The 12638-nt window shown below is 65.4% G+C and carries 13 protein-coding genes; 2 read left to right on the top strand and 11 right to left on the bottom strand.

The window, feature by feature from the left end; translation table 11 throughout:
- Nucleotides 1-40: 40 nt before the first annotated feature.
- A complete protein-coding gene (locus DWV11_RS16710) occupies nucleotides 41-1393 on the bottom strand; it encodes an ABC transporter substrate-binding protein (protein ID WP_115790050.1) in 1353 nt (450 codons plus the stop codon).
- Between the two features lie 488 nt (nucleotides 1394-1881).
- Here DWV11_RS16710 and DWV11_RS16705 point away from each other — a divergent pair, with 488 nt between their 5' ends.
- Together DWV11_RS16705 and DWV11_RS16700 are read left to right on the top strand one after the other, a co-directional pair.
- Nucleotides 1882-2238: a hypothetical protein gene (locus DWV11_RS16705; protein WP_115790049.1), complete on the top strand. Its 357-nt coding sequence runs from the start codon at nucleotides 1882-1884 to the stop codon at nucleotides 2236-2238.
- On the top strand, nucleotides 2235-2705 hold the full coding sequence (locus tag DWV11_RS16700; RefSeq protein ID WP_115790048.1) for a hypothetical protein: 471 nt from the start codon (nucleotides 2235-2237) through the stop codon (nucleotides 2703-2705). Before DWV11_RS16705 ends, DWV11_RS16700 begins: the two co-directional genes overlap by 4 nt.
- 59 nt (nucleotides 2706-2764) lie before the next feature.
- Here the strand turns inward: DWV11_RS16700 and DWV11_RS16695 are convergent, their stop codons facing one another.
- The 10 genes from DWV11_RS16695 to DWV11_RS16660 all read right to left on the bottom strand — a co-directional run bounded on the left by DWV11_RS16695 (nucleotide 2765) and on the right by DWV11_RS16660 (nucleotide 12636).
- Nucleotides 2765-3103 carry a hypothetical protein gene (locus DWV11_RS16695; protein ID WP_210725775.1) on the bottom strand — a complete coding sequence of 113 codons (339 nt, stop codon included), beginning with the start codon at nucleotides 3101-3103 and terminating at the stop codon, nucleotides 2765-2767.
- On the bottom strand, nucleotides 3103-3228 hold the full coding sequence (locus tag DWV11_RS20505; protein WP_281269633.1) for a hypothetical protein: 126 nt from the start codon (nucleotides 3226-3228) through the stop codon (nucleotides 3103-3105). Before DWV11_RS20505 ends, DWV11_RS16695 begins: the two co-directional genes overlap by 1 nt.
- Nucleotides 3228-3914 (bottom strand): hypothetical protein, encoded by a 687-nt coding sequence (locus DWV11_RS16690; RefSeq protein WP_115790047.1) that lies wholly within the window; start codon nucleotides 3912-3914, stop codon nucleotides 3228-3230. Before DWV11_RS16690 ends, DWV11_RS20505 begins: the two co-directional genes overlap by 1 nt.
- Before the next feature lie 64 nt (nucleotides 3915-3978).
- Nucleotides 3979-4416: a hypothetical protein gene (locus DWV11_RS16685; RefSeq protein ID WP_115790046.1), complete on the bottom strand. Its 438-nt coding sequence runs from the start codon at nucleotides 4414-4416 to the stop codon at nucleotides 3979-3981.
- A gap of 129 nt (nucleotides 4417-4545) precedes the next feature.
- A complete protein-coding gene (locus tag DWV11_RS16680; protein ID WP_115790045.1) occupies nucleotides 4546-6744 on the bottom strand; it encodes an SGNH/GDSL hydrolase family protein in 2199 nt (732 codons plus the stop codon).
- Between the two features lie 75 nt (nucleotides 6745-6819).
- On the bottom strand, nucleotides 6820-9042 hold the full coding sequence (locus DWV11_RS16675; RefSeq protein WP_115790044.1) for a hypothetical protein: 2223 nt from the start codon (nucleotides 9040-9042) through the stop codon (nucleotides 6820-6822).
- Between the two features lie 4 nt (nucleotides 9043-9046).
- On the bottom strand, nucleotides 9047-9847 hold the full coding sequence (locus DWV11_RS16670) for a hypothetical protein (RefSeq protein ID WP_115790043.1): 801 nt from the start codon (nucleotides 9845-9847) through the stop codon (nucleotides 9047-9049).
- On the bottom strand, nucleotides 9847-12015 hold the full coding sequence (locus DWV11_RS16665; protein WP_115790042.1) for a phage tail tape measure protein: 2169 nt from the start codon (nucleotides 12013-12015) through the stop codon (nucleotides 9847-9849). Before DWV11_RS16665 ends, DWV11_RS16670 begins: the two co-directional genes overlap by 1 nt.
- 22 nt (nucleotides 12016-12037) lie before the next feature.
- Nucleotides 12038-12166 carry a hypothetical protein gene (locus DWV11_RS20500; protein WP_281269632.1) on the bottom strand — a complete coding sequence of 43 codons (129 nt, stop codon included), beginning with the start codon at nucleotides 12164-12166 and terminating at the stop codon, nucleotides 12038-12040.
- Between the two features lie 38 nt (nucleotides 12167-12204).
- On the bottom strand, nucleotides 12205-12636 hold the full coding sequence (locus tag DWV11_RS16660; RefSeq protein ID WP_115790041.1) for a hypothetical protein: 432 nt from the start codon (nucleotides 12634-12636) through the stop codon (nucleotides 12205-12207).
- Between the last annotated feature and the right edge of the window lie 2 nt (nucleotides 12637-12638).

Below are 12638 nucleotides of genomic sequence, written 5' to 3'. Positions count from 1 at the left end.
CGTTCGCTCCGGGGCTTCCTTTGTGGCTGGAGGGGCCGGCTTACAGCTTGCCGAACTCTTCCTGGACCGGGCTCAAGGTGTTGTCATCCTTGTACTCGTAGATACCGATGTAGGCTTCCGTGGGGTCGCCGGCGTCGGAGAAGGTGACCGGACCGGACTTGCCGTCGTAGTCGATGTCCTTCCCGTTGCGCAGCAGGGTCACGCAGGAAGCGTAGTCGAAGCACTTCTCGCCGCCTTCGGAGACTTCCTTGAGCTTCTTGGCGATGTCCACGCCCTTGGTGCTCTTGGCTGCTTCGGAAGCCAGCGCGATCAGGTTCACGGCGTCATAGGACTCGCCACCGTAGGTGAAGTCCTTCAGCTTCGGGTCCACCGTCAGGAGCGACTTCTTGAAGGCGTCCTTCGTGAAGGTACCCGGGAAGGTGCCGTGGGCTCCGGTCATGGTGCCGGCCTTGAAGACCTTGCTGTAATCGGAGGTGTTGCCGTCCACCAGGAACAGCTGCTTTCCGGGGATGCCCTTGGCCGCCAGCAGCGGGATGATGGACTTCGCTTCGTCGAAGGTGATCAGCACGATCGCATCCGGCTTCGCTGCCACCACCTTGTCCACCTGGGCCTGGAACTGGGAGTCGCCCGTGTTGTACAGCTCTTCGGAGACGACCTTGCCGCCTGCGCCCTCGAAGGATTCCTTCACGTACTTCTGCAGGCCGGTTCCGTAAGCGTCGTTAAGCACGATCATGCCAACGGTCTGGGCGCCACAGGTGGCGATGTAGTTGCCGAGGACCTTGCCCTGCAGGACGTCCGACGGAGCGGTGCGCCAGTAGAGGCCCTTGTCGTCCCAGGTGGTGAAGTCCGGGGAGGTGTTCGCTGGCGAGAACTGGATGACGCCGGCGCCGGTGATCTGGTTGATCACGGTCTTCGACACGGAGGAGGACGCGGCACCGACAATGGCCTGCGCCCCGCCTGCCAGCAGCGCGGTGGCGGACTGGGTGGCGGTGTCGGTCTTGGTGTCGCCGGAGTCGCGGTGGGTCACCTGGACCGGCTTGCCGAGCACGCCGCCCGCGGCGTTCACTTCCTTGACGGCGAGGTTCACACCGGCGATTTCAGGTGGGCCGAGGAAAGCCAGGTTGCCGGTCGTCGGCAACAGGGACCCCAGCTTCAGGGGGACATCGGTCGTGGTGGTCGACGGCGGTACCGGCCCCGTGGAGGGGGCCTCGCTGCTGCCTGCGCTCGCGCTTGCGCTCGGTGCAGGGCAGGAGATACCTCCGGCTGCCGGCGCGCTGGACGACGACGCGCTGGGCGCTGGCGAACCACCGCAGGCCGTAGCCAGGAACGCGACGCCGATGCCAAGCACTGTGAGCTTGGCTGCACGCGGAGCCGCGTGGGAAAGGTCAAACATATGTTTGTCTCCTCGATCGAAAGGTGCGAACTGCCTTTGATGCGATAGATCAGGTAGTCCTGAATACGACTCAAACTAGTGCAATCAGACCGGGAAGATAAGTGAATCAGGTCACATCCCTATAACACTCGTTGCCTGTGGGGAATCCTGTTCCGGGCTTGAGAATAGTGTGTGAATTTTGCGGAATCCCGGTGGAGCGCGGGGGCGCAGAACGGGCCGCGGCGGTAGTGCCCCAGCAGGGACTCGAACCCTGACTTTGCGGATTTTAAGTTTCCGATCTGGGCGGACCAGCACGAAACCGGTCAGCCACTTCCGCAAGAATCCGGGATTTTCGCCCCTCGCATTGACCCCCGTTGGAACAGGTTATCCAGAACTTAGGCCACCAGATAGGCCACCGGAATCGGTCCCCGCGAGCGCCCGCTACGATGTGGGACATGCGGCTCTCCGTTGCCGCAAGACGCAGTCCGATGAGATGGGGGGCTTTGGCTATGAATGCCAATTCTCAGCAGAAGTTCGATATTGCGGTGCCTGGCACCGTGGAAGGCGTCTTCGGCGCCGTCATGCAGGTTGTAGAGTCCGGCCCTTACAAGAAGGTCGAGCCGTCGCCCTTCACCAAGATGGTCTCCTTCCGCACCGGGGCATCCCTGATGACTTGGGGGCAGCGTTGGCTCGTGCAGGTCTCTGTCGGTGTTGATGGGCAGCCGCATGTCATGGCCACGGTGACGCCCCGCAACGGCGGGCAGCAGCTCGACGCAGCCCGGATTGCCAAGCTTGCCAACGAGTTCTACCAGAAGGTCGGCGCCGCGGCGCAGGCTGCCACGACAACCGAACAGGAGCAGACATGATCGAGTACGACGACCCGGAGGCAAAGGCAGCACGCGCTCGATATTCCGAGCAGCTGAGGTTCGATACTGATTCTTCACTTGACATGGCGTTGGACCTGGTCTTCGGGATCAACGGTGACGACGACGACGCCAGCGCCGGCTTTACCCTGGTGGTCCACGGGAAGCTGATCTCAGGCATCGCTGTCACCAGGAACAGGTGGGCCGAAGCCCAGATCGCACAGATCGAACCGGCCAGCTCTGTCATGGCGGACCACCTTCGGACTGTTGCGGAGACTCAGAAACGTCTCGAAGCGGAGCACCGAGATAACACCAGCAAGGAAGAGCGCATCGGCTACCACAGGGAATACATCCACTTCGAAAAGGCCCTTGTGGAATTCGGCAACACCTGGTTCGAACTCAGCGCCCTCCGGGTGTGCCTCCGGGATGTTTCTGCATGGAGCTTTGGCAACGTCACGCCGACTAGCTGAAACCGGCAACGACAAAGCGCCCCCGGTCATCATGATGATGGCCGGGGGCGCTACTCGTTTCAGGCTCGGTGGTCCGGGCCCGGGGTCTTGACGCTCGGGCGGTAGGTCTGTACGCCCTCGGCGTCGATGGTTTCAGCGATGGCCTTGCTCGGGTACACAGGGGCCTTCGCGGAGCCGAGGACGGCACGGACAAGCCAGACAGGCAAGAGGGGTTCCAGCCATCGCCAGAGGGCGTACCATGCAGCGATGATGACCGCGCCAACGATGGCCGTCAGCGGGGTTGAGTATTCGATCAGCTGCGGCCGCAGCGGCTCCAGGATGGGCAGCAGTCCGAGCAGCCAGCCGACGAAGGAGCCCCAGAGGGCCGGGACGATGGTGCGCAGAAATGAGGTAAGCATCATGAGCTCCTTGAGATGAGATCGAGGGTGTCTGCCGTCATGCCGATGAGGCTGGCGGCGTAGGTGGCGAGTGCGGCGGCCGCTGCGAGGAAGCAGACGGCCGCCGCAGCGGCGAGAGCGCGCATCAGCTGATGACGGCGCCGGTTTCCGGGCCGACGTAGATCTTGACTCGGCCGAAGTCGCGCGTATCGATCAGGGCGACGTTCTTCTGGGGCCATCCCTTGATGGTGTATCGGAGGCCGCCGAAGCGGGCCGGCGCGAGCGTGCCCACCTGGTTACCCCGGACGGGCGCCTTGCCGACCGGGTAGACGTTCCACGAGGCCGCGGCCGCGGGCAGCAGCAGGGACGTCTTGGGCTTCGCCGGCGGCCTGGGTGCCGGGGTCGAAGTTGGCTTCACTGCGATCCCCTTGTACCGAAGTGCGCCCATGACGCCCGATAGGGACAGGCGCCGGACAGACGTCGCGCCAGGGTTCTGGGACAGGAAGTCCCCGGTGCCGTCGCCGTACAGTTTCAGGAGCGCCGCGATGTGGCCGAAGCCGCCGTTAGGGTAGGCGCCTTCCTTGCCGGACCAGACGAGGAAGTCGCCGCGCCGGTAACCGGTGGTGACGCGATCGTAGGTCTCCCAGATGTAAGGGTCGCCGCCCTCGGTGGTCCAGAGGTTGCAGGCACCGCGGGCGCTGTAGGTCTCCGCGGTTCCGACCTCGCGGTTGAAGGCCCAGAACAGGGCGACGCATTCCGCGGTGCTCATGCCGGTGATCACGATCCGGCGGCCGTTCGCGTCCTTGATGAACTGCTCAAGTGTCTTACCCATGGTGAGTTCTCCTTGAATATGAGAAAGCCCCCGGCGAGCGCCTGGGGGTTTGGGTGGGGTGTTGTTATTGACGGCGTCTGCCGTTCCCGTAGCGAGAGTGAAGGTCAGCCACTTGCCGGCCCTGCTCGGCGAGCTCGGCGCGCAGCGCCCTGTCTTGGCCGTGCAGCTGGCCGATCTCCTCGCGGGTGGCTGCGGCGTCCTCGCGGATCCCGAGGATGTCCCTGCGCTGGTCGATCAGTTTGCTTCCGTGATCCTTGACGGCGGCCGCGAGCGCTGCGATGTCGTCCTTGGTTGCTACCTGGTCGAGCCGGTCTGAGAGCGGGATCGGTTTTCCCTTGTCGTCGGATCGGTTGTTCATCGATTCGTGGACTTCGTGGGAGAGCTGGCGGGCTGCTGCCGAGTCGGTTTTCGAGTCCCGGGCGTCACGCCGGATCTTCTCCAGATATGCGACTAGGACCGCAACGACGCCGGCGATGATGGCGAGGATGACTTGTTCACTCATGAGGCTCGACAACCCCAGCGATTATCGAGTTTCAGCGGCATTGGCTACCCCTCTCTGGGTACGTGGAATGGGCCCCGGTCGGGGCGTGAGAACGATTCGACTTGGCTTGGCCGTCCCACTTCAGCAGGCCTAGCTAGGCAGCGAACCGTCCGCGATTCCGGGCAGGGAGGCTGGCCAGGCGTCTGCCGTGCGCCAGCTCACCCGGAAGTAGGACACCGCGGCGGTCGATTGTCCGAAAATCTGCACTAGGCCGCTGGAGGCGTTGATGTTCATGCGGTTCCCGGCGTTGCTCGGGTACAGCGGCGCGTTGATCAGCGTGTTCCTGTCAGGCTTGAAACCGTCGAGCAAGGTGTAGACGTTGTTCGTCGCGTCCAGGGTGCGGTTATGCATGTGCAGGTGCACCATGTTGTCCGTCCTGGACAGCCACACATTTCCGCCGCCGTCTGTGTTGGCAGGGTCGAAGTCCGCGGTGATGTCCCGGGCGCCGGTGTCGCCATAGATCATCTGCTGCCGCTTGTTCGCCTCGTCCCACACGAGCGCCCGCCGGCCGACGGAGTTGTCCACGGTGACCGGCCACGTGACAATCCCGTGCGGGATCACCCCGGCGAGCGCAGCGTAGCCGGCGGTGTTGAGGTGGATGCCGTCGCTGTTGTATCCGGCGTTGATGGTCTCGTCGTCGCTTGAGATTGTCGCTGCGAACGGCAGGACCTGGCGCACATCCTGGGTGGGCAGCCAAGCGTTGTAGGCGCGGCGGACATCTTCCATCGCGCCCGTGACTCCATCACGCGGGGTGATGGTCACGGCGATCACGTTCGGCGAGACGTACCGTTTCAGGGATGGCAGGGCCGCGAGGAAGCGGGCTTGCATGGTCGCGAGGTCCGCGCCGCCGAAGTCGTCATTGGAGCCCATCGCGGCGAAGACTACATCGGCGGCCTGGTAGTTGGCGCCGTACTCCTTCCACTTCACGCTGGTGGACTCCCAGGAGCCGTCCATGGTGTCGCCAGAGTGTGCGAAGTGCACTGCCGCGGCGCCGATCGCCCTGCAGAACTGGTTCACCCAGGAGTCGTACACCTGGCGCGTCGCGCCAACGCCGCAGGAAATCGAGTCTCCCCACACTGCGATGACCGGGACGCTCGCCGGGACCTCGACCTCCACATAGACGTGGAACGGCAACGTTCCCGATGCGCTGCCGTTCGCACTCGTGGAGGCCGCGCCGGTCCCGGACCCAGTCCAGCCCGTACCGATGTTGGTCTGCACCGTGCCGGCCGAGGACCAGTCAATCCCGACGATGACGTCCTTCCCAGCGAAAGCCGAGGCATCGACCCACGGCGAGAAGTAGCCGTTCGTGCCGGTGCTGGCGCCCGTGGCCACTGTGACCACGCCGGTCTGGGCGCTACTCGAGACCCCGGAGGAGAGACCGAGGCAGACCGTGGACAGGGTTGCCGCCGCCGAGTCGGCGACGGTGTACCTCGGATCCATGTTGCGGACGACGACGCGGGCCCGGCGTGCCCTTGGCGGGAGGGTCTGCAAGTACTTGGAGAAGCCCGAACCTGTGGTCGTGCCGCCGCCCCAGCCACGGGTTACCGAAACCGGGACAATCCTGTTTCCGGCCGGCGTCGGCGGCACGGCGGCGTCCGGCGGTACCGACGTCAGGTAGAAGGGGCCCCACCCGGTGGAGCTCTTGCCGCGCACCCATGTCTGGGGGCCGGCGCCGCCGGTGGTGGTTGTGCGCCACTCCTGCCAGCCCGCATTCCCGAAGATAATCGTCGTGACCGTTCCGGTGTTGGCCGAGGGTGCGCCGTAGCTGGTGGCCGCGGAGCCGGACCACACCGTGAACCGGGAGGAGACCGTGATGTCGTTGAACGTCGGGTACAAGGTGTCCGGGTACAGCCCGTGATCGATGTTCGCGGCGAGGTTCACCCAGGGGCGCAGGCGTCCCGTTGACGTCGCCGAGGAGAACATCACGCGGCCCGTTGCCCCGTACTCGCTGTAGAGCTGGTTCGAGGCTGTGGAGCCGATCCGGTAGACGTGGATGTCACCGGCCTTGGCGTTCGGCGGGGCGTCGACCAGTGTGGCCGCCTTCGTGTCGCTGGTGACCGCCCAATACCCGTCGTATGCCGAGCCGTAGTAGGTACCCAGGTTCTCGCCGTCGGCGATCGTTCCCTTGAACGGGGACGCCATTGCCTTCACCGATTCGAGTGCAGCATTCACAGCGGCCGCCAGGGCGTTCATGTCGTCCGCGAGCGCCGAGACCGATGCGGCGTCCTTGATCGGATCAGTTGCCGGTTCGATGAGGGGCAGGCTGTGCGGGGTGGTGTAGGTGGTCAAGGTGGATTGCCTCCCATGGTGGAACGGGGAAGGCCCCGACGTTTGTCGGGGCCTTCCGGTTGGGGGTGGGTGACGCTATGCGTCGTTGAATGCGAGGTAGGTTTGCGGCAGCGGTCCCAGTGCTTGCCAGTTGGCGTAGGTCAGCGGGGCCGCGGGCAGTGCCTCGTTGTACTCCGAGTAGGAGGTGTAGAGGCTCGTGGCGCTGATGATCCTCACCGTGAGGGACTGAGTGAAGCTGTCGCCGCCGCTGTTGCGGATACCGACGATCAAGGCCGTGATGGTCACGCCCATGAGCCCGGGTGAGCTGATGGTGATCACGTCGCCGAGCTGGCGGCGCGGGTCGTAGGCGACGCGCATCCCGGTGATCGTCGGGGCCGGCTGGGTGACCTGCCCCGCGATGAAGTCCGCGATCCGCTGCTGGACCAGGACGCCGGTGGTTTGCACTCCCCAAGGGCCGGCGTCGTGCTCCAACTCTGCGAAGCCATAAGGCCCGGTGATCGTCGAAGTGTAGGTCTTGTCGATCCACTTCACCCGGGCCCGGCCGCGCAGCACGGGCAGGTCCATTCCCCGGAAGCGCGGGAAGTAGCTGGTCGAGTCAGCGGTGACCTGGGCGAACTTCTTACCGGACGGAAGCGTGCTCGTCGAGAGCGTGAGCAGCCTCGTGCGCTCGTCGATCGTCGAGATGCCGGCAGTGATGTAGGCACTGGCATCGGACCAGTTGCCCGCGGAGTCTTCGAGGACTCCGCCCATCCACGTACCGCGGCCTTGGTTGAACGCGGTCAGCCCGCCGTCCGACGACACTGCCCCGTGGTCGATCTCGGCCCAGTCCACATCGCTTTCGGCCTCCGCGAAGAGGTCCTTGTCCTGGTTGGACTCCATCGTTTCGCCTGTACCCTGCCACAGCAGCACGTTGCTGTAGCGGCTGCGGTTCAGCCCGGGAAACCGGTACTTCACCCGCACCCGCGAGCGCATGCCCAGCCGGGTGTCTTCCCACGCGAGCGAGGAAATGTCATCCAAGGTGGTGACGGTCTGGGATGATGCCTGGGCGCGGAGGACGTCGGAGCCGATGAATCGAAGTTGGCCGATCTCGTTGAACCAGAACGGGGCGAGGGTGGCCTTCGAGATCTCGGTCATCTTGTCCACGGCCGGGACGTCCACGTAGGAGGGTAGGACGTCCATGAGTCCGGAGAAGAGCGATGTTTCCTGATAGAAGCTTCCGACGTGTCCGAGTGAGCGGTACTCGGAGCCCGTCGGGGGCTTGCTCACCTGCAGGGCCGCCACCCTCGCGTTGTTGTCGCCGGTGGTGGTGATGGACGAGAGCGAGGCGCCGCCGGGGATCGACTGTGATGCGGAGGCGGTGGCGCCGCCGTTCGTCTTGAGAGTCCACGTTCCTGCTTTCACGAGCAGGGTCACGATCGTGTAGTCGGACTCGATCGCGAGGGTGACGACGTCGGTGCTATCGAGTCGGGCGATTGCGGTCCGGGAGCCAGTGACGGCGAGCTGCACCTTCGTGGTCCCGAACCAGGCGTTCAGCGTGAAGTTGCCGTTGTGCTCGGTGCTGATCCGGGCCGTCAGCTGGATCGGGTCCGTGCGGGCCATGCTGCCCTGCGGGGTGTAGGTGCATGTGAAGTCCCCGACGCACCAGCCCCACGACGCCCGGTGGTTCTCGGCGTGGGTGGCGCTGCTGCCCGCATACGCGTCAGCTTCGGTCAGGACGCCCCATTCGGGCCACATCGACGTCTGGCAGGGCACGGAGAGCACTGCCCCGGGTTCGATCCCCGGGGTGGCGTAGAAACCGCACGCACGAGCCGCACGGTCCACCGCATAGGCCGGAGTCATGCCGACGCCCATGAAGGTGCCGCCCTCGGTCTTGGGCGGGTGAAGGCGCAGCACGGTCTCGTGAGAGACAGCATTGTTGAGGTAGTCGATGTAGTCCACAATGGTGGACTCCACCGAGCCGCCGACGTCGCCCTTTGTCTCGTCGATCACGCCCTGGAACTGGGGCCACTCGGTGACGCCGTCGCCGGCGTAGATCGTGACGATCTCGCCGCGGGAGGGCAACCACTGGCCGTTCTTGTTCCATGGGTTCACAGCCCTATCGGTGAGGTCCGGCGCCTCGGCCCAGATGATCTTGCCCGTTGCCTGCTTGATGCCAGCCCGCGCTACCACCTGCGCGGGCAGGTCGCCGTCCAGGTCGCGGTCCACATCCCACGTAACGTGTGCGCGATCGACACCAGAGACCACAATGCGGGACGTCAGTTCCAGAACGTCGCCGCCGGCGAGCGTGCCTGCCTGCATGTGATTACCCCACCTCCGTGACCGTGAATTTCACCTGGCCGTAGCTCTGCGTATTGCCCAGCAGCCGGGCAGAGTTCTCCAACTTCGACACGACTGCTTTCGGGCACCCGCCCCCGGGAGCCCATGCGGCGATCGCTGTCGTCCATGTGAGGGCCGGGCGGGCTCCGATCGTCGCGTTGACGGCGAGGACCAGGGCGGAGGCCGCGTTGGAGGGCGGCACGGCCGAGTGCTTCACGCGGGTCGCGACACCTGCGATGCCGGTCCCGGTACCGGTGGTCGTGCTGATCAGGGTCCCGGCCGCGTCGTAGAAGCCGATGCGGATCTGCGCGCCAGCTCCGACCAGGTAGGCCGAGGCGGTGACTTGCACGCCGGGCAGGACGGCGACCTTGGTAGAGCCGAAGTAGAACGGCGTGGCCGGGACAGGGTTCGTGAAAGTGCGCCCGGCCTTGCCGTCCGCGCCGAGGTCCAGCGGGCCGGTGCCCGTCACCCCCGAAGTGAAGATGGTGGACGGGTCACAGGTGGACTGCTCGGGGGTGAGCATGTTCGTTACCTGGGCTTCCTCGGTGCACCAGACGAACGGACCGATGCCGAACTCCCCAGCGTCCAGGGCCCGGACGTTCGCGGTCTCCGTGGACGATGAGAGGCCCATGTCGAGTTCCCACGAGCGCGGCCGCCGGCGGCGGGACTGCGCCCGCCGCCGGCCTTCAAGGCTGGTCTCGAAGGTGTAGCCGGTGGCTGCTTCGACGGTCGCTGTTTCGCACTCGATCGCGATGAGCGCGCCGAAGTTCCCCAGATATGCCGGCATTAGCGTCGGTCTCCCTTCCGTTCAGCGTCGCGGACGGCGGTGAGGAACTCACGTCCGTTGACCGTGGCGACCAGCGGGCGCTCGGCCGCGGCGATGAAGTCCCGCAACAGCTGCCGGTCTTCCTCGGTGAGCCCGCCGTCGTAGCCCCGGCTGCCGCTGCTGCCAGGGTCTCCCGTGCCGGGTCCTGGCCGGCCGCCGGGGCCGCCCCCGACGTTCCCGGGATCTACGTCCGGGACATCGGGGACAGTGACCAGGTTGGCCATGCGGGAGTCGATCCGGTCCTGCATTCGATCAACACCCACCAAGACGCCCTCGCCGATGTTCACACCGAAACGATCGAACAGCTTCGACGGGGACGCGATGCCAAGGGCCATCTTGAAGGGGCCGACGATCCAGCCGGGCAGCAGGTTGAGGAAGAATGAACCGATCGAACCGGCCAGCGAGGAGACGCCGTTGATCAGGCCTTGGACGATGTTCACGCCCGCGTCCCAGAGCCACTGCCCTGCGCCGGCGAAGAATCCGATGATCGATCCCGGGATTCCGCCGATGAAGGACATCAGCCCGGAAACCATGTTCGAGGCGCCGCTGACAATTCCGGACCAGATCCCGGAGATGAACGAGCCGACCGCGGCCCAGCTGGCGTTCCAGCCTGCAACGAATGCAGCGACCAGGCCGATGATCCAGTTGATGAAGCCCTGCCAGAGCCCTGAGACCCACGCGGTGAAACCGGACCAAAGTCCGGAGGTCCAGGCGAAGAATCCGGCCCATAGACCGTTCCACCAGCCGACGAAACCGGCCAGGACGCCCATGATCCATGCCACGAAGCCTTGCCAGATCGTGGTCAGGAAGACGACCACCTGATCCCAGTTCATGACCAGGGCGACGATCGCGGCGATCAGGGCCACGATCCCGACGATGATCCACGTGATCGGGTTCAGTGCCATCACGAAGTTGACGACGGCGATGATGGCGGCGAGCGCGCCTAGTGCGATCACGGCGGGGCCGATCACGGGGGCGAACTGGGCTAGCCCTTCGAGCACGGGAGTCAGGATCGGGAGGATCTGCGCGCCGAGCTCGCCGAGGGTGGACTCTGCTGTGCGCTGGAATGTGGTGAACGCTGCGCCCGGTCCGGAGTTCATGGAGTCACCGAGGGCCCCGGCGGCGCCGGCGGTGTCGCCCATGCCGTCGCGGGCCTTGCCCAGCTGGTCGATGAAGCCTGGGATCTCGGCGGTTCCGAGGTCCTCGAGCGGGGTGCCGAAGAGGGCGAGCGCCGCTTGGGACTGGGCGGCCGGGTCCTTCATGGACTGCAGGCCTTGGATGATCTTGTCGAACGCTCCGCGGGCTTTGTCGCCGCCGGCCAGCAGGGCGTCGGTCATTTCGTTTTGGTCCAGGCCCAGCTGGTCGTAGGCGCCTGCGGTTGTCTTCGACATGTCGGTGGCGCGGATCGTGAATTCCTTGAGCGCGTCGCCGGTCTTGTCGATGCCGAAGGCACCCTTAGCGCTGGCGTCGGCCAGCATGGTCATCGCCTGGTTTCCGGAGATGCCGAGGTTGGCGAACATGGGGCCGTACTCATCGACGGCGTCCAGGACGTCCTCGCGGACGTTGGCCGGTACCTTCTGCAGGGACGCTGCGAGGAGGTCCGCGGCTTGGACGCCGTCCTTGGCCAGCCCGGTGTTTATCATCTGCCCGGCGACCTGAGCAGCGCGGGCGGTGTCGATTTCGAAGGTCTGGGCCACGGCCATCACGGACCCGGCGACGGCCTGCAGGTCAGTCTGGGAGGCGGTGCGCATCCCGCTGATCGAGGACATGACGTCCCCGATTCCGGCCGAGACGGTCTCGAAGGAATCGCCGAAGCCCTGGTTATAGAGCTCTCCGGCCGCGGCGCCGGCGGTAGCGGCGGCCGGGCCGGAGAGGTTGAGCTGGTTCTGCAGCTTGGACGTAACCCCGCTGCGATCGATCGCGGTATGGATGCCCGCCATCAGGGCCGCTCCAGCGATGCCGCCAGCCGCCCCGGCGGTCATCGGGTTGAACAGCTTCTCCGTGGCCTTCGCGCCAGCTGCGCCGAGACGGCCGGCCATGGAATCGGCCGAGCTGACGACGTCGTTGAAGGTCTCGTTGACGCCCTTCGCCTGCGCCATGATGTCGAACATCAGCTGCTGCGTTGCCACTGCCCGCCGCCTTTCCTAGTGGTTACTTCTTCTGGCGGGCCTCGGCCTGGGCTTTCTCCCATGCCTGCGCGTTCAGGACGAACTTGATCCACATCGTGTACGTGAGGTCATAGACGTTCAGCGGTGTGATACCCGGCCAGACGTGGGACACGATGTGGATCCAGCGGAAGATCGACGCTTCGATGTCGTCTATGTGTTCGAAGGCTCCAGAGCTGGAAGCGCGGCGCCCGGATCGGAATCCGTCCGGGCTTCCGTAGGGTCCGGCTTCGGGGCCTCTGCGTCCTCGGTCTCGAAACCGATCTGCGACATCGGGAAGTCGGCGGCGTCGCCCACGCCGAGCGGGCCGCCGTCGCGGCTGGACTCCCCCGCGTGCTTCTTGCACAGCCACACCATGGCCTGCAGCGCCAGCAGCCCTTCCTCGTTCTCGACGAAGTCCAGCGGGTCAACTTCCCGGCCTTCTTTCTCGGCCTGCTGCCGGGCCGCTTCCATGCCCTTGAAGGTGTCCCGGATGGTTTTCAGGACGATGCCAGTCTGCATCTTGAGCACGTACAGGTTCCGCAGCGTCGCGCCCTGGAGCGCCTCCTGCAGCGGGTACTTGATCCCAGCGACTATGAGCTTCATGA

The sequence above is a fragment of the Arthrobacter silvisoli genome (assembly GCF_003369445.1).
In the GTDB taxonomy this organism is placed as follows: Bacteria; Actinomycetota; Actinomycetes; order Actinomycetales; family Micrococcaceae; genus Arthrobacter; species Arthrobacter silvisoli.
The sequence above is the reverse complement of the archived record's forward strand: the minus strand, read 5'-3'. Positions and strand labels throughout refer to the sequence as shown.